A 20332-nucleotide genomic window follows, 5' to 3' on the forward strand; every position below is an offset into this window, starting at 1 on the left:
CCTGGGTCAGCCCTGGGTCAGCCCTGGGTCAGCTCTGGGTCAGCGCCACCGTGTAGCGCTCCAGCTCGGCGGCCAGCTCCGCCGCCACCTTGGCGCGCAGCAGGGTGCCCTCGCCGGTGTGCTCGGTGGAGATCAGCTCGCCCTCGGCGTGCACCCGCGAGACCAGGTCCCCCCGGGTGTACGGGACCAGGGCCTGCAGCTCGATGGCGGGGCGCGGCAGCTCGTCGTCGATGAGCTTCAGCAGCTCGTCGATGCCCTGGCCGCTGCGGGCCGACACCACGATGGCGTGCGGCTCGCGGCGCAGCAGGCGCTGCAGCACGTGCGGGTCGGCGGCGTCCGCCTTGTTGATCACCACGATCTCCGGCACGTTCTGCGCGTCGACCGAGACGATGACCTCGCGGACGGCGGCCAGCTGCGTCTCCGGCTCGGGGTGCGAGCCGTCCACCACGTGCAGGATGAGGTCGGCGTCGGCGACCTCCTCCATGGTCGAGCGGAACGCCTCGACCAGGTGGTGCGGCAGATGCCGGACGAAGCCGACGGTGTCGGCCAGGGTGTAGAGCCGGCCGCTCGGGGTCTGGGCCCGGCGCACGGTCGGGTCGAGGGTGGCGAACAGCGCGTTCTCCACCAGTACGCCCGCTCCGGTGAGCCGGTTGAGCAGCGAGGACTTGCCGGCGTTGGTGTAGCCGGCGATGGCCACGGACGGCACCTGGTGGCGCTTGCGCTCCTGGCGCTTGGTGTCGCGGCCCTTCTTCATCTCGGCGATCTCCCTGCGGAGCTTCGCCATCTTCTCGCGGATCCGGCGCCGGTCGGTCTCGATCTTCGTCTCACCGGGACCGCGGGTGGCCATACCGCCGCCGGAGGAGCCGGAGCCGCCACCACCCATCTGCCGGGAGAGCGACTGGCCCCAGCCACGCAGCCTCGGCAGCATGTACTGCATCTGGGCGAGCGAGACCTGTGCCTTGCCCTCACGGGACTTGGCGTGCTGGGCGAAGATGTCCAGGATCAGGGCCGTACGGTCGACGACCTTGACCTTGACCACGTCCTCCAGGTGGATCAGCTGGCCCGGGGTGAGCTCACCGTCGCAGACCACGGTGTCGGCGCCGGTCGCCGCGACGATGTCGCGCAGCTCCTTGGCCTTGCCGGAGCCGATGTAGGTGGCCGCGTCGGGCTTGTCGCGTCGCTGGATGACGCCGTCCAGCACCTGGGAGCCGGCCGTCTCGGCGAGGGCGGCGAGCTCGGCCAGCGAGTTCTCCGCCTCCTCGGCCGTGCCGTCGGTCCAGACGCCGACGAGCACCACGCGCTCCAGGCGGAGCTGGCGGTACTCGACCTCGGTGACGTCCTCGAGTTCGGTGGAGAGGCCGGCGACGCGGCGCAGCGCGGCTCGCTCGCTGCGGTCGTACTGGTCGCCGTCGTAGTGGTGGCCGCGGTCCTCGTCGATGGCCGCGAGGTCCTCGTCCATGAGGGCTTCCGCCCGCATACCGTCCAGGCGGCGCGGGGCGTCGGCGTGGTCGCGGGTGTCGAACGTGGAGGTCATTCTGTCCTTTGGCTGCTGGTACGGATGGCCTGTGCACGACCGCGGGCAACGGTCGCACTCGGAGTCTGCCCAGCTGCCGCCCCGTCTACCGCTCGGGCGAGGTGTGAGCTACCCCTCAGGGCCGCGGGTGGCACTGGGGCTCGTGTGCCCAGTCAACGCCGCGGACCGGCCGTGCATTCCCCATGATGGTCGCACGCCCGGTGCGGGCGGGTCATCCTTATTTCCCGCCTCACGCGCCCTGGCCGACTCCGGCGCGCGCGCCGGGGCACGTACGGCGCCTCCCCCCTCGGGTGCGTGCGGGCGGCTGACGTCGTACACCCCGGAGACCCTCAGCATCGCCCGCATCACGGCGGGCAGCACGGCCGGCTCGGGCAGCTCGACGGTGTAGGTGTGCCGGACCCGCAGCTCCTGCGGCGGCTCGACCTCGGCCGAGACGATTCCGACGCCCTCGCCGGAGATCGCCGCGGTGAGGTCGGCGAGCAGCCGGGGCCGGTTCAGCGCCTCGGCCCGCAGGGTGACCCGGTACCCGGAGGCCGGGGTTCCGCCGGGCTGCCAGTGGATCTCCAGGACGCCCCGCCCGGCCGCCCGCATCCGCTCCCCCGCCGGGCAGCCGGTGCGGTGGACGGCGACCGCGCCGCCCCGGATCGGGAAGCCGCTGACCTCGTCCGGCGGAACGGGCGTGCAGCAGCGGGCCAGCCGGACCGGCGCCCCGGGCCGGCCCTCCACCGCCACCGGGGCGGTGCCGCGCTCGGCGACCCGGTGCGCGGGCGGCGCGGGCTGCCCGGCGGAGGGCCCGGTGCGCACCACCGGCAGGCGCGTGGGGTGGCCGGCCAGCCAGCGTTCGATGGCCAGCCGGGCGGCGGGGGTCCGGGCGTGCGCCAGCCACTCGGGCGCCGGTCCGGACGGCTCGGCGGCCCGCGGGCCGTTCTCGGTGAGCACGGCGAGCAGGTCGCCGTCCTGCAGCACGGTGGACAGCGCGGTGAGCCGCCCGTTGACCCGGGCGCCGATGCACCGGTGGCCGGTCTCCTCGCCGAGCAGGTAGGCGGCGTCCACACAGCTGGCGCCGGCCCTCAGCTGAAGCGTTTCGCCGGTCTCGGTGACCACGGTGATCTCGCGGTCGCCGGCGAGGTCGGCGGTGAGCGCCGACCAGAAGGCGTCCGGGTCGGGCGTCTCCTGCTGCCACTCGAGCAGCCGGCTGAGCCAGCCGGGCCGGGCCGGATCGGTGCGGTCCAGCTCATCGCTCCCGGCCCCGGCGCCGGACGGCCTCACGCCGGACGCCCCGGCACCGGACGCCCCGGCAGCGGACGGCCCCCCGCCGACCGCCGCCGCGCCGGGCTGCTTGGGGTCGCCGAGGGCCACCACCCCGGTCTCCGCGACCTCGTGCATCCGCCGGGTGCGGACCAGCACCTCGACCACCGCACCGCCGTCGAGCGCCACGGCGGTGTGCAGCGACTGGTACAGGTTGAACTTGGGCGCCGCCACGAAGTCCTTGAACTCGCCCGGCAGCGGCGTCCAGCAGGTGTGCAGCTCGCCGAGCACCGCGTAGCAGTCCGCGTTCTCCTCGACCACCACCAGCAGCCGCCCGAAGTCGGCGGGCTGCGCCCCCTGCGGCCGCCCGTCCCGGCCCCGCGCGGCGGCCCGCTTGAGCAGCACCCGGTGCAGCGAGACCAGGTGCCGGGGGCGCACGGTGACCTCGGCGGCCACCCCGGTCTCGGCGAGCTGACGGGCCAGCGTACGGGCGAACGGGGCGAGCAGGGCGTCCGGTTCGGCCTCGTGGCCGGCCACCAGGGCCCGGGCCCGGGCGTACTCCTCGGGGTGCAGGGTGGCGAAGACGATGTCCTCCAGCTCGGCCTTGAGCACCTGGATGCCGAGCCGTTCGGCCAGCGGGATCAGCACGTCCCGGGTGACCTTGGCGATCCGCACCTGGCTGGCCGGCTTCATGTGCCGGATGGTGCGCATGTTGTGCAGCCGGTCGGCGAGCTTGACGACCATCACCCGGACGTCGTCCCCGGTGGCGACCAGCATCTTGCGGAAGGTCTCGGCCTCGGCCGCCGCACCGAAGTCGACCTTCTCCAGTTTCGTCACCCCGTCGACCAGATAGGCGACTTCGGGGCCGAAGCCTTCGCTCACCTGGTCGAGCGTCAACTCGGTGTCCTCTACCGTGTCGTGGAGCAGCGAGGCGACCAAGGTGGTTGTCCCGGCGCCGAGTTGGGCCAGGATCATGGTGACGGCCAGCGGGTGGGTGATGTACGGCTCGCCGCTCTTGCGCTTCTGGCCGCGGTGGCTCGCCTCGGCGAGCCGGTAGGCCCGGCCGAGCAGGCCGAGGTCGGCCTGCGGATGGTGGCGCCGGTGTGCCTGCACCAGCGGTTCGAGCGCATCGGGGACGGGCGGGCGGTCGGTGGCCAGCAGGGCGGCGCGCCCGGCCCGGCCGAGTGCGGCCCGGCCGAGTCCGCCGAGGGGCCGCTTGGGCCCGGCCTGCCGTGCGGATGTCGGCTGCCCCGCCAGGGGCTGCCCGGCTTCGATGGTCATCGGCACCTCCGGCAGCGGTCACCGGAGCCTTGGCCGACCCGGTGGTCCATGCTACCGAGCAGAGCACGTTCCGCGGTGCGCTGCTTCCTGTCCGTCAGCCGGATCACCCGAACGGGGGGATTCAGCACCGCCCGAATTGGGCAAAACGCCCGCCCCCAAAGGGCTCAGCCCCGGAGCACGCCGAGCCACCCCGGGTCGAGCCGGCCGCTGGCCACGATCACCGCGGGGCCGGTCATCTCCACCCGGCCGTCCGGGTGTTCGGCGATCACCAGCCGGCCGCCCGGCACATCCACCGTGTAGCTGACGGTCTCTCCGGTGACCGCCGGGTCGGCGCCGTCCCGACGGGCCGCGGCCACCGCGACGGCACAGGCGCCGGTGCCGCACGAGCGGGTCTCGCCGGAGCCGCGCTCGTGCACCCGCATCGCGACGTGGCGCGGTCCGCGGTCCACCACGAACTCGACGTTGACGCCCTCCGGGTAGACCCCCTCGGGGCTGGTCAGCGGCGCGGTCAGCAGGTCGCCGGCGTGGTCCAGGCTCGCCACGAAGGCCACCGCGTGCGGGTTGCCCATGTTGACGTTGCGGGCCGGCCAGCGCCGCTCGCCGACCGCGACCTCGATCCCGTCCGGTCCGGGCAGCACCGCGCGCCCCATCTCCACGGTGACGTCGCCGGGCGTACCGTCCTCGGCGGCCTCGGCCACCCTGACCCGCCGCACGCCGGCCCGGGTCGCCACCGTCAGTTCGCCCGGCTCGGCCAGCCCGGCCTCGACCAGGTAGCGGGCGAAGACCCGCACGCCGTTGCCGCACATCTCGGCGATGCTGCCGTCGGAGTTGCGGTAGTCCATGAACCACTCGGCCCGGTCGGCCTGGTCCGCGGCGGCCGGGTCGGCGGCGGAGCGCACCACCCGCAGCAGCCCGTCACCGCCGATACCGGCCCGGCGGTCGCAGAGCGCGGCGACGGCCTCGGGGCCGATCGCCAGCCGGCCGTCCGGGTCCGGGAGGATGACGAAGTCGTTCTGGGTGCCGTGCCCCTTGAGAAAGAGGAGGCCAACGGGCTGCTGGGAGGATTCGCTCACCCTCCCGATGGTACTGAGCCACCGCGCAGGGCACCGGCCGGGCCCGTAGGGCGGACCGGACGACCGGCCGGACGGCCCCGGCAGGCCTCAGCGCAGGTGGACGACCCGCCACAGGGCGAGCGCGCAGGCGGCCAGCGCGATCAGGGTGTAGATCACGATCGCCTTCCATCCGGCCCGTTCGCCGGAGCCGCGGCGCGGCAGGCCCGGCCACTTGTACCCGGCGTGCCGGGCGGCCATCGCCCCCCAGCCGACCGAGGCGGCGGTGAGCAGCATCCCGAGCATCCCGACCATCGCGGAGCCGGTTCCGCCGGAGCCGAAGGCGAGCGGGAAGGCGAACATCAGCGAGCCGACGGTGGCCAGCAGCGCGATCGGCAGCGTCTGCCACCAGCGCAGCCGGCGGCGCGGGCGGATCTCCCGCTCGTGCACCGCGCCGGAGGGGGTGCGGGTGTCCAGCGCGGGCAGCGCGACCGCGTAGGAGGTGGGGGCGTCGAGGCCCGCCAGCACGGGCAGGTCCGGCAGGGTCGAGGCGTCGGGGCCGTCGGCCTCGGCGGTGGCGCTCCCGCTCTGCCCGGATTCGGGGCCGGTACCCGTCGACACGCGGCCTCCCCTGACAGTTCGACACGAGTGCGGACTCGCGGCCGGACGCGACCGGCCCTCGCGGACCGGCCCTTATGGCATCGATGATGGCATGTCCAGGGGAGCGTTCCGGGCCTGACCGGGGCCATCGGGTGATCCGTGGCCATCACGTGATCGGGCCGTAACCGCCGGTTCGTTCTGCACGCCCGCCTGCGCGCGCAGGTGCACCGCCGGATTGGCCGGATACCGCCTACGCGCCGTCCTTTTCCTGACGTTCGATCAGCTCCAGCGAATCCGCCAGCAGCTCGGCCGGGTCGGCACCGGCCGGGCGGGAGAGCCAGTGGATCCGGCCGTCCCTGCGGAACCAGGACTCCTGGCGGCGGGCGAACCGCTTGGTCGCCCGGACGGTCTCGGCGCGGGCCTCGTCCTCGGTGCACTCTCCGGCGAAGTGGTCCAGCACCTGCTGGTACCCGAGCGCCCGGGAGGCCGTGCGCCCCTCGCGCAGGCCGAGCCGCTCCAGTGCCCGCACCTCGTCCAGCAGTCCGGCCTCCCACATCCGGTCCACCCGCAGGGTGATCCGCTCGTCCAGTTCGGGCCGCGGCACCGCGACACCGATCTGCACCGCGTCGTAGACGGCGGTGTTGCTCGGCAGGTTGGCGGTGAACGGCTGCCCGGTGATCTCGATGACCTCCAGCGCCCGGACGATCCGCCGGCCGTTGCCGGTCAGGATGGCCTCGGCGGCGGCCGGGTCCAGCTCGGCCAGCCGCCGGTGCAGCGCGTACGGGCCGGCCTGCTCCAGCTCGGCCTCCAGCCGGGCCCGGACGGCCGGGTCGGTACCGGGGAAGTCCATCTCGTCGATCGCCGCCCGGACGTACAGCCCGGAACCGCCGACCAGGACGGGGGTGCGGCCGGCCGCGAGCAGCCGGTCGATCTCGGCGCGGGCGAGCCGCTGGTACTCGGCGACGCTGGCGGCCTCGGTGACGTCCCAGATGTCCAGCAGGTGGTGCGGGACGCCATCGCGCTCGGCCCGGGTGAGCTTGGCGGTGCCGATGTCCATGCCCCGGTAGAGCTGCATCGAGTCGGTGTTGATCACTTCGCCGTCGAGACTGCGGGCGATGGCGACGGCCAGGTCGGACTTGCCGGCGGCGGTCGCGCCCACCACGGAGACGACACGGGGCTGAACGGTACGGGAGCTGCTCACGGCACCAGTCTCGCAAAACCGCCGCCGCGCCGTTGACCTCCCCGCCCGACTGGTCCTATTGGGTGACGATATGCCTGGTTAAGGCCAGGTCTGCGGTTGAGAACGGTTCGACCGCGACGGACGTTGAGCAGAAGACAGAAAGGAACGGTGAGAACGCCATGGGTCTGATGGACAACCTCAAGGGCAAGGCCGGAGAGCTCAAGGAGAAGGCGAGCGAGCTGGCGGGCAAGCACAGCGAGCAGATCGACAACGTGGTGGACAAGGCCGGCGGCGCGATCGACAAAGCCACCAAGGGCAAGTACACGGAGAAGATCGAGACCGGCACCAGCAAGGCCAAGGGCGCGGTGGACGACTTCGCCCACAAGCCGCAGCCGGGCAACGGCGGCCCGTCGGCCTGACCCGCGTTCCGGTCACCCCGTTCCGGCCGGTCGTGCCCGGCCGGAACGGCTCAGCCCCAGGACGCCACGACGTACCCGACGCCGTACGGCGCGTCCTGGTAGCCCAGCCGTGCCTTGAGGCCGGCGCCCTCCGCGGCGCCGGCCAGCACCTGCCAGGGAGCCCGGCCCTCGGCCCGCAGCTCGGCGGCCAGCCCCTGGTCCACGGCGGCCAGCGCGGCCAGGTCGGCCGAGCCCAGCGCCTCCGCGAGCGCCGCGTCGAAGCCCTCGGCGCGCTCGTCCAGGTAGCCCGGCGCCTTCACCGAACGGCAGGCGCTGCCGTCCCCCATCACCAGCAGCCCGACCCGGTCGGCCAGCCCGGCCAGGCCCTGGCCCAGCCCGAGCATCCGGTCGGCGGGCGCGTCGGCGGGCACGGCGCAGGCGTGCGTCGGCAGGGCCGCCCCGGCCCGCTCCAGCAGCCAGGCGCCGACGGTCAGCGAGGGCGCCAGCTCCGGCCCCTCGACCCGGCCGGACGGCAGCCTGGCCACCAGCGGCACCCCGTAGCGGTGGAAGGAGCCGGCCCCGCCCTCCGTCCACACCTCGGCCTCCGGCCCGGTGCCGACCACCACGACCAGGTCCGGCCCGGCCCCGAGCAGTGCCGCCACCGCCTCGTCGCAGGCGGCGCGCAGCGGCTCCAGTTCGGCGGCCGCCCCGGCGGCGACCTCCGGGACGAGCAGCGGCGGACAGGGGCAAACGGCGGCGGCTACCAGCATGCGGATCACTCTAACGAAAGCGGCCCGGCGGGATCACCGATCCCGCCGGGCCGCCCTGGGCCATGGTCAGTCGCCGCAGCAGCCGCCCGCCGGGGCGGCGGCCGGCGCCGCGGGGGCGCCGATGGTCGGCAGGCCGAGCATCACTCCCGCGGGCTTGGCGGCGGGTGCCGCCTGGCGCTTCTCCCAGGCGTCCCCCGCCCGGGTGCGGCGCACCGCGAGCGTCGGGCCCTCGGCGAGCAGGTGGTGCGGGGCGGCGTAGGTGATCTCGACGGTCACCATGTCGCCGGGGCGCACCGGCTCGGCGGGCCGGGTGAAGTGGACCAGCCGGTTGTCGGGCGCGCGGCCGGAGAGCCGGTCGGTCCGGTCGTCCTTCTTGCCCTCGCCCTCGGCGACCAGGATCTCCAGGGTGCGGCCGACCTGCTTCTTGTTCTCCTCCCAGGAGATCTCCTCCTGGAGCGCGATCAGCCGGTCGTAGCGGGCCTGCACGACGGCCTTCGGCACCTGGTCGGCCATCTCGGCGGCCGGGGTGCCGGGGCGCTTGGAGTACTGGAAGGTGAAGGCGTTGGTGAAGCGGGCCTCGCGGACCGTGTGCAGGGTCTGCTCGAAGTCCTCCTCGGTCTCGCCGGGGAAGCCCACGATGATGTCGGTGGAGATGGCCGCGTCCGGCATCGCCTCGCGCACCTTCCGGATGATGCCGAGGAAGCGCTCCTGCCGGTAGGAGCGGCGCATCGCCTTGAGCACGGTGTCCGAGCCGGACTGCAGCGGCATGTGCAGCTGGTGCATCACGTTCGGGGTCTCGGCCATCGCGGCGATCACGTCGTCGGTGAAGTCGCGCGGGTGCGGCGAGGTGAAGCGGATCCGCTCCAGGCCCTCGATCTGCCCGGCGGCGCGCAGCAGCTTGGAGAAGGCCTCGCGGTCGCCCAGGTCTGAGCCGTAGGCGTTGACGTTCTGGCCGAGCAGGGTCACCTCGATGACGCCCTCGCCGACCAGCGCCTCGATCTCGGCGAGGACGTCGCCGGGGCGGCGGTCCTCCTCCTTGCCGCGCAGCGCGGGCACGATGCAGAAGGTGCAGGTGTTGTTGCAGCCGACCGAGATGGCGACCCACGCGGCGTACGCGGACTCGCGGCGGGTGGGCAGGGTGGAGGGGAAGGTCTCCAGCGACTCCAGGATCTCGACCTGGGCCTTCCGCTCGATCGCGGCCCGCTCCAGCAGCGCGGGCAGGTGCCCGATGTTGTGGGTGCCGAACACCACGTCCACCCAGGGGGCCTTGCGGACGATGGTGTCGCGGTCCTTCTGTGCCAGGCAGCCGCCGACGGCGATCTGCATGCCCTTGTGGCGGCTCTTGACCGGCGCCAGCTGCCCGAGGTTGCCGTACAGCTTGTTGTCGGCGTTCTCGCGCACCGCGCAGGTGTTGAACACGACCAGGTCGGGGTCGCCGTCCTGCCCGGCCTTCACGTACCCGGCGTCCTCCAGCAGCCCGGACAGGCGCTCGGAGTCGTGGACGTTCATCTGGCAGCCGTACGTGACGACCTTGTAGCTCTTCAATCCGCTCTCACCGCTCACCAGACCAGGGTACGGGCAGCCGCGAAACGCTTTCCCCGCCGGTCGCCCCTCCCGTTCGCCCCGGCGGACTGGCACTATCCCTGCATGGCCCCCAGCTCTCCGCACCGACTCGGCACCGCCGTCCGCGCGGCGGCGCACAGCCCGCTCTGGCGGACCGTGCTGGTCCTGGTGCTGGTGGCCGCGGGGCTCGGCGGCTGGTGGCTCTCGACCGGCCGCTCGCCCTCCTATCCGCGCGGCGAGACGGGCTTCGCCACCGGGGTGCAGCGCGGCGTGTACGACCGGTACGGGCAGCTGTTGCAGACGCACATCGCCAAGGCGATGCCGGGGGTACGGCTGCGGCTGGACAACTCGCAGGGCTCGCTCGACAACCTCGCCCGGGTGACCGGTGGCCAGGACGACTTCGCCATCGCCACCGCCGACGCCGTCGCCCAGTACTCCGGCCCCGGCAAGGAGCGGCTGCGGGCCATCGCCCGGCTCTACGACGACTATTTCCAGCTGATCGTGCCGGCCTCCTCGCCGGTGCACCGGGCCGCCGACCTGAAGGGCCTGCGGGTCGGCGTCGGCCAGTCGCTGTCCGGGGTGAACCTGGTGACCAGGCGGCTGCTCTCCTCGGCCGGGCTCGACCCGGACCACGACATCAAGCCCGCCATGCTGGGCATCGGCGACGCGGTCGACGAGCTGCGGGCGGGCCGGCTGGACGCCTTCTTCTGGTCCGGCGGCCTGCCGACCAGCGCGCTCACCGATCTCTCGGAGCACACACCGATCAGGATCGTGCCGCTCGGCGACCTCGCCGAGGCCGTCCACCAGGTCCCGGGCGGCGGCACCGACGCCTACCGGGCCGCCACCATCCCCAAGGGCACCTACCCCGGCGCCGAACCGGCGGACGCCGTCGCCACCGTGGCCGTGCCCAACCTGCTGATCACCCGGGACGATGTGGACACCGATCTGGTCCAGGGCATGACCAGGGCGGTGATAGACAGCCGGGACCAGATCGGCGCCAAGGTCCACGCCGCCCAGCTGGTCGATCTGCGCACCGCCGTCTACACCGACCCGCTCCCGCTGCACGAGGGCGCGATGCGCTACTACCGCTCGGTGAAGCCCTGAAGCCCTGAGGCCCGGGAAACCGCGGGACAGGGGTGCTACGCCCGGCCCTTCTCCGGCCGCGGCACCGCCAGGGTCACCGCGAGGCCGGTCGGCTTCACCGGGGCGAAGGTGAGCGAGCCGCCGCCGGCCTGCAGCAGGGTGCGGGCGATGGAGAGGCCGAGGCCGGAGCCGTCCACGTTCTGATGGCGCGCACTGCGCCAGAACCGGTCGCCGGCCCGGGACAGCTCCTCCTCGGTGAGGCCGGGCCCGTTGTCCGAGACGGTCACCGCGATCTCCTTGCGCTGCACCGCGACCAGCAGCCGCACCCGGCTGCCGGCCGGCCCGAACTTCAGCGCGTTGTCCAGCACCGCGTCCAGCGCGCTGCCGAAGCCGATCGGGTCGGCCATGCCGAGTGCCAGCGCCGGCCCCTCCCAGCCGAGTTCGATCCCGCGCCGCACCGCCACCGGCCGCCAGGCGTCCACCCGGGCCAGGGTGAGCGCGGCCAGATCGGTCGGCTCGGGCTCGGGGCGGGCGTGCTCGGCGGTGGCCAGCCCGAGCAGGTCGTCCAGCACCCGGGCGAGCCGGGTGCCCTCCTCCCGGACCCCGCCGAGCTCCTCCTCGTGTCCCTCGGGCAGCTCCATGCCCAGCAGCTCGACCCGCAGCATCAGCGCCGCCAACGGGTTGCGCAGCTGGTGCGAGGCGTCCGCGACGAAGGCCTTCTGCTGGTCCAGGGCGAGCACCACATGGTCGGCCATCTCGTTGAACGACCGGGCGAGACGCTGGAGCTCGGGCGGTCCGCCGCCGGGTGCCACCCGGGCGGCCATCCGGCCGGTGGCGATGGAGTGGGTGGCCCGGTCGAGGGTGCGGACGGGGCGCAGCACCCACTCGGTGAGGCGTACGGCCAGCAGCACCGCGACGATCATCGCGGCCGCCTCGCCGGCCCCGATCACCAGCCAGCTGTGCAGCACCCGGGCGCGCATCGGGCCGGTCGGGGACTCGCTGAGCACCACCGCCACCACGTCGCCGTCCCGGACCACCGGGGCGGCGATGGTCAGCGTCCCGTCGGTGGTCCACGGCCAGACCTGCCGCGGGTTGTGGCTGCGCCGCCCGTCCAGCGCCTCCTGGAAGGCCTGCTCGCCCCAGCCGCCGGCGGGCACCCGCCAGTCCGCCGGGGCGGCGGCGATGGGGACGCCGTCACGCTGGAAGATGCCCAGCCTCACCCCGTACAGCTCGTGGTAGCGGGCCACCTCGGCGTCCAGCGCGTGCCGCCGGCCGAGCTCGCCCGGCGCCGGCCCGGGCTCGCCCTTGACGGCCGTCTCCGGGGCCGAGGGGCCCGCGGTGGGCAGGTCCTGGGCGAACCGGGCGGCGTCGTCGATCCGGTCGACCAGCACCCGGCTCTGCTCGGCGGCGGCGAACGCCGCGGCCAGCGGCAGCCCGAGGGCGGCCAGCACGCAGAGCATCAGCGCGAGCAGGATGCCGAGCAGGCGGTTGCGCACGTGCGGTCAGCGCTCCGCGCGGGCCGGGGGCGGCTGCCCGGCGGAGGCCGGGGACTCGGCGATCAGCCGGTAGCCGACGCCCCGGACGGCCTCGACCAGGCCGGGCAGGGCGAGCTTGGTGCGCAGCGAGCCGATGTGCACCTCCAGGGTGCGGCCGTTGCCCTCCCAGCCGCTGCGCCAGACCTCGCTGAAGATCTGCTCGCGCCGGTAGACCACGCCGGGGCTCTGGGCGAGCAGCGCCAGCAGGTCGAACTCCTTGCGGGTGAGCGGCACGTCGCGGCCGTCCACGCTGACCCGGCGGCGCTCGCGGTCGATCCGGATGCCGCGGGACTCCAGCGGCCCGCGCTGCTGCGGCACCGTGTCGGGCGCGGGGGCCGCGGCGGCGGTGGGCGCGGCGCCGCGCCGGGCCACGGCGTGGATGCGGGCGAGCAGTTCGCCCATGTCGTACGGCTTGGTGACGTAGTCGTCGGCGCCGAGGTTGAGCCCGTGGATCCGGGAGCGGATGTCGGCTCGCGCGGTCACCATGATCACCGGCACGCCGCTGCCGGCCCGGATCCGGCTGCACACCTCGAAGCCGTCGCGGTCGGGCAGCCCGAGGTCGAGCAGGACCACCCGGTACGGGTCGTGGCCGTCCGGCACCAGCGCGTCGAGCGCCTCGTGCCCGCTGCGGGCGTGCCTGACCTGGAAGCCGTGCCGGCCCAGGACCGCGACCAGCGCGGCGGCCACGCGTTCGTCGTCCTCTACGAGCAGTAGTCGCATCGTTCCTCCTTCCTCCGACGTTTCCAGGGGTGTCGTGCGGTGTTCCCAGGGGTGTCGTGCGGTGTTCACGGGCCCCACCGGGCAGGTCCCGGTTCTGCGCAGTATGGGCCAGCGGGCCGTCCGGCGCCAGGCTCGGCCACGGTCCGGAACCGCGCGGGACGGCGCGCGGCGGGGCGGGTGCCCGCTGTCACCGTGCCCGTACCGGACGCGCGTGAACAGTGCCCGCCCGGCGTGTGGCCGGATCGTGATCCTCAAGTTCCGCTCAGATCGGCTGACGTGACATCGTCAGGGCTCCTATGGTCACCCCACCGGGGGCCGCGGCTCCGCCGGCTGCGGCCCCCGGATTTCGTACCACCACTGCCGCCCAAGGGAGTTCAGCTCTCCGGGCCGACACGAGGGAGCAGACGCGATGACCGAGGGCCCCACCGAGGACGCCAGCGCCACGCCCGCTCCGCTGGTGGTGCTGAGCGGGGTGAACAAGCACTTCGGCGCCCTGCACGTGCTCCAGGACATCGACCTGGAGATCACCGAGGGCGAGGTGGTGGTCCTGATCGGACCCTCCGGCTCGGGCAAGTCGACCCTCTGCCGGACGATCAACCGACTGGAGACGATCGACTCCGGCACGATCACCATCGACGGCCGCCCGCTGCCCGCCGAGGGCCGGGAGCTGGCCAGGCTCCGGGCCGAGGTCGGCATGGTCTTCCAGAGCTTCAACCTGTTCGCGCACAAGACCGTGCTGGAGAACGTGGTACTCGGCCAGGTCAAGGTCCGCGGGATCGCCCGCGAACAGGCGGTGCGGACCGCCCGGGACCTGCTGGAGCGGGTCGGCGTCGGCGCGCAGGCGGACAAGTACCCGGCCCAGCTCTCCGGCGGCCAGCAGCAACGCGTGGCGATCGCCCGGGCGCTGGCGATGAACCCCAAGGTGATGCTCTTCGACGAGCCCACCTCGGCGCTCGACCCGGAGATGATCAACGAGGTGCTGGAGGTCATGCGCCAACTGGCCGCGGACGGCATGACGATGGTCGTCGTCACCCACGAGATGGGCTTCGCCCGGTCCGCCGCCAACCGCGTGCTCTTCATGGCGGACGGCCGGATCGTCGAGCAGAACACCCCCGAGGCCTTCTTCACCGCACCCCGCAGCGAACGCGCCAAGGACTTCCTCTCGAAGATCCTGCACCACTGACCGTTCCGATGACCGCTCCGAGTTGACGCGCGGTCAGCGGCGGCAAGCGCGCCGCCCGCCCGCGCCGTCGCATGTACCGTCCAGACGCCAGCGCCCGGTAGAACCGTGGCCCAGCCCGAGGAGATCCACCCTCATGAGGACTCGTCGCACCTTCGCCGTCGCGCTCTGTGCCATCGCGCTCACCGCCACCGCCTGCGGCAAGGACGGCTCGCCCGGCGACGCCGCCGCGACCGCGAGCAACGCCCCGAAGCTGCCCACCTACACCGTCAAGACCGACGCCAAGCTGGACGGCTCGCCGGTCTTCGCCGAGGCCAAGAAGCGCGGCCAGCTGATCATCGGCGCCAAGTCCGACCAGCCGTTCCTCGGCTTCGAGGACATCGCCAGCGGTGACCGCAGCGGCTTCGACATCGAGATCGCCAAGATGGTCGCCGCCGACCTCGGCTTCACCCCGCAGCAGATCAAGTGGCAGACGCTGGTCTCCTCGCAGCGCGAGCCGGCCATCGCCAAGAACCAGATCGACTTCTACGTCGGCACCTACAGCATCAACGACGAGCGCAAGAAGCTGGTCTCCTTCGCCGGCCCGTACTACATCGCCGGGCAGGACCTGCTGGTGAAGGCGGACAACACCGCCATCACCGGCCCGGACTCGGTCAACGGCAAGAACGTCTGCACGGCCACCGGCTCCACCTCGATCAAGAACATCCAGCCGTACAACGCGAAGATCACCCAGTTCGACACCTACTCCGCCTGCGTGGAGAAGCTGCTGTCCGGCGAGGTCGACGCCGTCACCACCGACGACGCCATCCTCAAGGGCTACGCCTCCAAGTACGCGCCCAAGCTCAAGGTGGTCGGCCAGCCGTTCACCAAGGAGAACTACGGCGTCGGCCTGAACAAGGACGACGCGGTGCTGCGCGCGGCCATCAGCGACGCCCTCAAGGCCCACCAGGACAACGGCGACTGGAAGAAGGCGTACGACGCCACCCTCGGCCTCTCCGGCTCGGCCGCCCCGCAGCCGCCGGCCCTGGAGCGGTACTGATCCCTCCGTCGCTTCCGACCGTTCCTGACCGCTCCTGAGAGGAGGGCCGCCACATGGGCATACTGTTCGAGGACGACAACTTCGCGCTGTTCCGCGACGGTTTCCTGCAGACGATCGAGCTGAGCGCGCTCAGCGCCCTGCTCGCCCTGCTGCTGGGCACCCTGCTGGCGGCCTTCCGGGTCTCCCCCGTCCCGGCGCTGCGCGGCTTCGGCACCGCCTGGGTGACGCTCTTCCGCAACACCCCGCTGACCCTGCTGTTCTTCGCCGTCGAGTTCGGGCTTCCACCGCTCGGCGTGCACTTCAGCCACCTCACCTTCGCGGTGCTGGCACTGGGCGGCTACACCGCGTCCTTCGTCTGCGAGGTGCTGCGCTCGGGCATCAACACCGTGCCGCTCGGCCAGGCGGAGGCCGCCCGCAGCCTCGGCATGACCTTCGGCCAGACCCTCACCCTGATCGTCCTGCCGCAGGCCGCCCGGACCGTACTGGCGCCGATGAGCAGCGTCTTCATCGCCCTGCCGAGAAACTCCGCGATCGCCGGCGCGTTCAGCGTGAGCGAGCTGTACAGCGTGCAGCAGACGCTCTCCGAGCGCGGCTACTCGATCTTCGCGATCTTCTTCTGGGTGGCCTGCGCCTATCTGGTGATCAGCGCCACCGTCGCCCTGCTGTTCCGCTTCCTGGAAGACCGACTGGCGGTGGCCCGATGAGCTCCCTCTTCACCCGCTCCGCCACGGCCGGCGTCCTCTACGACGCCCCCGGCCCCCGGGCCCGCGCCCGGTACCGGCTGTTCGGCGCGCTGTCGCTGGCCGGCATCGCCGCCCTGCTCTGGTACGTGATCGCGAGCCTCGCCGGGAACGGCCAGTTCGACTCCCAGCTCTGGGAGGCGTTCGAGTACAGCACCGTCCAGCAGCGGATCGTCGACGGACTGCTGGCCACCCTGGAGGCCTTCGCCCTGGCGGCGGTGCTCTCGCTCGCGCTGGGCGCGCTCCTGGCGGCCGGCCGGCTCTCCGACCACCGGCCGGTGCGCTGGGCGGCCACCACCTTCGTCCAGTTCTTCCGGGCGATGCCGCTGCTGATCCTGATCGTCGCGCTCTACTACGCCTTCTTCGCCAAGGAGCCGATGTGGGCCCTGGTCCTCGGGCTCACCCTCTACAACGGCTCCGTGCAGGCCGAGATCATCCGTACCGGCGTCAACGCCGTCCCGCGCGGCCAGGGCGAGGCCGCGTACGCGCTCGGCCTGCGCAAGACCCAGGTGATGACCACCATCCTGGTGCCGCAGGCGGTGCGCTCGATGCTGCCGTCGATGATCGGGCAGCTGGTCGTCACCCTGAAGGACACCTCGCTCGGCTTCATCATCACCTACCACGAGCTGCTGTTCGTCGGTAAGGCGATCGCCAGTCAGCCGATCAACGCCGCGGGCTTCCCCTACATCCCCGTCGTCCTGGTGATCGGGCCGATCTACATCGCGATGTGCCTGCTGCTCACCGCGCTCGCCCGGTGGATCGAAGCGCGCGGCCGCCGCGGCGCGAACCGGCGCACATCGGCTGCTGCTTGACGGACACGCAGGTGAACTGTTGCATTGCTCTTCGTGACACCATCCGGGACCATCCTCGCTCTGCGCCAGAGGGCGCGCCGACGCGGAAAGCGACGAGCGACAGACGACGCAGGAGCGCCAGAGCGAGGAGTGTGCGTGTCGGGTCCCGAGCGCCCCGCCGGTTCCGGACGCCCGGCCGCGAACGGGCGGGTCACCGCCTATGACGCCGCCCCGCCGGCCCGCCCCCGCCCGGAGGTCCCGGCATGGACCCGGTGATCGTGGTCGGGGCCGGACCGGTCGGTCTGGCCCTGGCCCTCGCGCTCGCCCGGCACGAGGTGCCGACGATAGTCCTGGACGAGGGTTCGGGGCTCTGTCCCGAGGGTCCGCGCAGCGTCGTCCTCGGCGCCGACACCGCCGCCTTCCTGACCCGGATCGGTTACCCGAGGGCCGTCTCCGACGCCGCCCAGTGGGACGCCTTCACCATCTGGCGCCGCCGCCAGGAGGTACTCCGGATCGACCTCGCCGGCACCCCCGTCCTGCACCTGCCGCAGCACCGCCTCCAGCGCGGCCTGCGCGACGCCCTGACCGGCACCCCGCTGGTCCGCCTCGTCCCGCTGAACCGGGTGACCGAACTCGAACAGGACCGCGACGGTGTCAGCGTCCGCACCCGCAACCCGCAGAACGGCACCGAGACCTGGTGGCGCGGCAGCCACCTGGTCGGCTGCGACGGCGCCCGCTCCGCGGTCCGCAAGCTGCTGAGGATCCGCTTCCCCGGACGCCCGGCCGTCGACCGCAACGCCATCGCCACCGTCCGCGTGGACCTCCCCTTCAACGAGGCCCGGCTGCACCGCGAACCCCCGTGGCGCGGCGACCGCGAGGCCTCCGCCCGCCCGCTGCCGGACGGCGTCTGGCGCCTCGACTGGCGGCTGCCCCCCGGCCGGCCCGCCGCCACCGAACCGGTGGACCCGCACGCCACCTGGCCCGGCATCGTCACCGGGGACACCCTGCTCACCCGGGTGACCTCCACCCTCACCGGCTGGTGCGGCGAACTGCCCCGGTACGAGCTGCTCGCCGCCGCCGACCACACCGCCCAGCAGCGCCTCGCCGCCCGCTTCCGCAGCGGCCGCTGCTTCCTCGCCGGCGACGCCGCCCACCTGCACGGCGCCCTCGGCATGCAGAACCTCGCCGACGGGCTGCGCGACGCCGACAACCTCGCCTGGCGGCTCGCCCTCGCCTGGCACCTCCACTCCGGCGGCCCCCAGCCCGGCGGCTCACTGCTCGACGGGTACGAGGCCGAGCGGCGCGGCGCGGTCGGTGCCCGGCTGCGCGCAGTCGACCAGGCCATGCCGATGCTGCGCCCGCTGCGCGGCTGGCAGCAGACCCGGCGGTCGCTGCTCACCGGCTCGTTCCGCAAGCACGCGCCGCTGCTCGCCGACGGCCAGCTGGGCACCGGCCGCTTCGGCGGCGCCCCCGCCTACCCGGCGGCCCCCTCCGGTGTCCCCGCCCGGGTGCCGGTGCAGCGCGGCACGCGCGGGACGACCTCACTCAGCGAGCTGCTGCCCACCACCGCGCCCGGCGTGCTCGTCCCTGACCTGCCGGTGCTCTCCACCGACGGCACCCCCGACCAGCTGCACGCCCGGCTCGGCGCGACCTTCCTGCTGCTGCTCGTCGCCCCCGGCACCGCCGTCTGGTCCGCCGAACACTGGCTGGGCGCCGGGCTGATGCCCCGGCTCGCCGAGGTCGCCGCGGCGCTGCCGGTGCCGGCCGAGGTACTGGTCACCGAGGAGTACCCGGGCGCGGGCCCGCACACCGTGCTGCTGATCCGGCCGGACGGCCACCTGGTCGGGATCACCCAGGGCGCGGCGGCCGAGGACCTCCAGGCGCTGGCCGACCGGGCCCGGGGCGGCCCGGCGCCGCTCCCCGGCGCCCCCGACCCGGAGCCGGGCCCGGAGCAGGCCCCTGGGCCCGGGCCTCGGTCCGCCCCGCAGGCTTCGCCCCAGCCCACCCCGCAGCCCACCCCGCACGGTGCCGTCCGGTCGGTCCGGCGCCCGGGCGGACTCGCGTAGCCGGGCCACCTCCGCGGGGCCCGGCGTCCGACCCGACCGGTCCGGCCTCAGCGGGCCACTTCGGTGACCCGGCTCTCCCGGACCACCGTCACCCGGATCTGTCCCGGGTAGGTCAGCTCCTCCGCCACCTGCTTGGCGACCTCGCGGGCGATCACCTGTGCCCCGAGGTCGTCCACCACCTCCGGCCGCACCATCACCCGCACCTCGCGGCCGGCCTGCATCGCGTACACCGCGGCCACCCCCTCGTGTGCCCGGGCGATCTCCTCCAGCCGCTCCAGCCGGCGCACATAGACCTCCGCCGACTCCTTTCGCGCCCCCGGCCGACCGCCCGAACAGGCGTCGGCGGCCTGGGTCAGCACCGCCTCCACCGTCCGCGGCTCCACCTCTCCGTGGTGCGCCGCGATCGCGTGCACCACCTCCGCCGACTCCCCGTGCCGACGGGCGAACTCCGCCCCGACCGCCGCATGGCTGCCCTCGACCTCGTGCGTCAGGGCCTTGCCGATGTCGTGCAGCAGCGCCGAGCGCCGCACCGGCTCCGGGGCCACCCCGAGTTCGGCGGCCATCATCCCGGCCAGGTGCGCGGACTCGACCAGGTGCCCGAGCACGTTCTGGCCGTACGAGGCCCGGTAGCGCAGCGTGCCGAGGGTCCGGACCAGCTCCGGGTGCATGCCGTCGATCCGCACGGCCAGGAGGGCGTCCTCACCGGCCCGCACACAACGCCGCGCCACCTCCTCACGGCTGCGCTCGTGGACGTGCTCGATCCGCAGCGGATGGATCCGGCCATCCTCGACCAGCTGTTCCAGGGTGAGCCGGGCGGTCTCCCGGCGGACGGGGTCGAAGCAGGAGAGCTGTACCGAGGCCGGGGTGTCATCGACGATCAGATTGACGCCGGTGACGGATTCGAAGGCCCGGATGTTGCGGCCTTCGCGGCCGATGATCCGGCCCTTCATCTCCTCGTTCGGCAGCCGGAACACCGACACCGCCGTCTCGGCGGTCTGCTCGCCGGCCAGCCGCTGGATCGCCCCGGCGACGATCCCCCGGGCCAGTCGCTCGCCCTCCTCCTTGGCCGCGCGCTCGATCGCCCGGACGGTGACGGCCGCCTCCCGCCGCGCCTCGGTCTCGGCCTCCCGGACGAGTTCGGCCCGGGCCTGCTCGGCCGACAGCCCGGCCGCCCGTTCCAGCGCCCTCGCCCGATGTGCCACCAGTTCGATGGCCTCGCTCCGGGCGCGCTCCAAGTCGACGGACCGTTGGGCGAGTTCGCCCTCCTGTACGCGAAGCCGGCCCAGCTCCTCGGTCAACCGCTCTTCCCGGCGGTCGAGTTCGGCCCGCTGCCGGGCGGCCTGTTCCTCGGCCCAGCGCCGGGTCCGCTCCGTCTCGGCGGTGGAGCGCCGCTGTACGGCCTGGAGGCGCCGGACCATCAGCCAGGCCGACACCACGACGACGATCAGGACGCCCGCCAGCAGCAGGGAGGCTACCGATCCGGTGCTCACCGCGATCCTCATCCTGCCCACTCCCCGTCCCTGCGCGGTACGCCGCCCGGAACCGCCCGCGACCG

The 20332-nt window shown here is 73.6% G+C and carries 17 protein-coding genes; 7 read left to right on the forward strand and 10 right to left on the reverse strand.

Features of this window, described 5'->3' with window-relative positions; genetic code table 11:
• Positions 1-28: 28 nt before the first annotated feature.
• The 5 genes from hflX to miaA form a co-directional block, all read right to left on the reverse strand.
• Entirely contained in the window at positions 29-1534 is a 1506-nt protein-coding gene (gene hflX / locus ACIO5D_RS31675) for a GTPase HflX (RefSeq protein ID WP_400799362.1), read from the reverse strand.
• A 108-nt stretch (positions 1535-1642) separates the two neighbouring features.
• Positions 1643-4063 carry a RelA/SpoT family protein gene (locus ACIO5D_RS31680; RefSeq protein ID WP_400799365.1) on the reverse strand — a complete coding sequence of 807 codons (2421 nt, stop codon included), beginning with the start codon at positions 4061-4063 and terminating at the stop codon, positions 1643-1645.
• 164 nt (positions 4064-4227) lie between these two features.
• Positions 4228-5136, reverse strand: coding sequence for a diaminopimelate epimerase (gene dapF / locus ACIO5D_RS31685; protein ID WP_363609570.1), 909 nt, complete (start codon positions 5134-5136; stop codon positions 4228-4230).
• 87 nt (positions 5137-5223) lie between these two features.
• A complete protein-coding gene (locus tag ACIO5D_RS31690; protein WP_363609572.1) occupies positions 5224-5733 on the reverse strand; it encodes a hypothetical protein in 510 nt (169 codons plus the stop codon).
• 229 nt (positions 5734-5962) lie between these two features.
• On the reverse strand, positions 5963-6913 hold the full coding sequence (gene miaA, locus ACIO5D_RS31695) for a tRNA (adenosine(37)-N6)-dimethylallyltransferase MiaA (protein WP_363609574.1): 951 nt from the start codon (positions 6911-6913) through the stop codon (positions 5963-5965).
• Between the two features lie 158 nt (positions 6914-7071).
• Here miaA and ACIO5D_RS31700 point away from each other — a divergent pair, with 158 nt between their 5' ends.
• The gene (locus tag ACIO5D_RS31700; protein WP_363609576.1) at positions 7072-7311 is read left to right on the forward strand and encodes an antitoxin; all 240 of its coding nucleotides are present in this window, start codon (positions 7072-7074) and stop codon (positions 7309-7311) included.
• 50 nt (positions 7312-7361) lie between these two features.
• Here the strand turns inward: ACIO5D_RS31700 and ACIO5D_RS31705 are convergent, their stop codons facing one another.
• Positions 7362-8060, reverse strand: coding sequence for a class III extradiol dioxygenase subunit B-like domain-containing protein (locus ACIO5D_RS31705; RefSeq protein ID WP_363609578.1), 699 nt, complete (start codon positions 8058-8060; stop codon positions 7362-7364).
• Positions 8061-8126: 66 nt separating this feature from the next.
• Entirely contained in the window at positions 8127-9623 is a 1497-nt protein-coding gene (gene miaB / locus ACIO5D_RS31710) for a tRNA (N6-isopentenyl adenosine(37)-C2)-methylthiotransferase MiaB (protein ID WP_363609580.1), read from the reverse strand.
• A gap of 84 nt (positions 9624-9707) precedes the next feature.
• On the opposite strand from miaB, the gene ACIO5D_RS31715 reads away from it, so the two are divergent.
• A complete protein-coding gene (locus tag ACIO5D_RS31715; protein WP_363609582.1) occupies positions 9708-10727 on the forward strand; it encodes a TAXI family TRAP transporter solute-binding subunit in 1020 nt (339 codons plus the stop codon).
• A gap of 35 nt (positions 10728-10762) precedes the next feature.
• On the opposite strand, the gene ACIO5D_RS31720 is transcribed toward ACIO5D_RS31715, so the two are convergent.
• Both ACIO5D_RS31720 and ACIO5D_RS31725 read right to left on the reverse strand, forming a co-directional pair.
• Positions 10763-12202 carry a HAMP domain-containing sensor histidine kinase gene (locus ACIO5D_RS31720; RefSeq protein WP_363609584.1) on the reverse strand — a complete coding sequence of 480 codons (1440 nt, stop codon included), beginning with the start codon at positions 12200-12202 and terminating at the stop codon, positions 10763-10765.
• 6 nt (positions 12203-12208) lie between these two features.
• Positions 12209-12961, reverse strand: coding sequence for a response regulator transcription factor (locus ACIO5D_RS31725; RefSeq protein WP_363609586.1), 753 nt, complete (start codon positions 12959-12961; stop codon positions 12209-12211).
• Positions 12962-13370: 409 nt separating this feature from the next.
• Here ACIO5D_RS31725 and ACIO5D_RS31730 point away from each other — a divergent pair, with 409 nt between their 5' ends.
• The 5 genes from ACIO5D_RS31730 (at position 13371) to ACIO5D_RS31750 (ending at position 18777) form a co-directional block, all read left to right on the forward strand.
• The gene (locus ACIO5D_RS31730; RefSeq protein ID WP_363609588.1) at positions 13371-14144 is read left to right on the forward strand and encodes an amino acid ABC transporter ATP-binding protein; all 774 of its coding nucleotides are present in this window, start codon (positions 13371-13373) and stop codon (positions 14142-14144) included.
• A 133-nt stretch (positions 14145-14277) separates the two neighbouring features.
• Positions 14278-15180, forward strand: a complete 903-nt coding sequence (locus ACIO5D_RS31735) for a glutamate ABC transporter substrate-binding protein (protein WP_363609590.1) — start codon at positions 14278-14280, stop codon at positions 15178-15180.
• A gap of 53 nt (positions 15181-15233) precedes the next feature.
• Entirely contained in the window at positions 15234-15884 is a 651-nt protein-coding gene (locus ACIO5D_RS31740; RefSeq protein WP_363609592.1) for an amino acid ABC transporter permease, read from the forward strand.
• The gene (locus ACIO5D_RS31745; RefSeq protein WP_363609594.1) at positions 15881-16732 is read left to right on the forward strand and encodes an amino acid ABC transporter permease; all 852 of its coding nucleotides are present in this window, start codon (positions 15881-15883) and stop codon (positions 16730-16732) included. The genes ACIO5D_RS31740 and ACIO5D_RS31745 overlap by 4 nt, the downstream gene beginning before the upstream one ends.
• A 242-nt stretch (positions 16733-16974) precedes the next feature.
• Entirely contained in the window at positions 16975-18777 is a 1803-nt protein-coding gene (locus ACIO5D_RS31750; RefSeq protein WP_363609596.1) for an FAD-dependent monooxygenase, read from the forward strand.
• A gap of 47 nt (positions 18778-18824) precedes the next feature.
• On the opposite strand, the gene rny is transcribed toward ACIO5D_RS31750, so the two are convergent.
• The gene (rny, locus tag ACIO5D_RS31755) at positions 18825-20279 is read right to left on the reverse strand and encodes a ribonuclease Y (RefSeq protein WP_400799368.1); all 1455 of its coding nucleotides are present in this window, start codon (positions 20277-20279) and stop codon (positions 18825-18827) included.
• Positions 20280-20332: the final 53 nt, after the last annotated feature.

It is taken from the genome of Kitasatospora sp. NPDC087315, assembly GCF_044744345.1.
Classification (GTDB): domain Bacteria; phylum Actinomycetota; class Actinomycetes; order Streptomycetales; family Streptomycetaceae; genus Kitasatospora.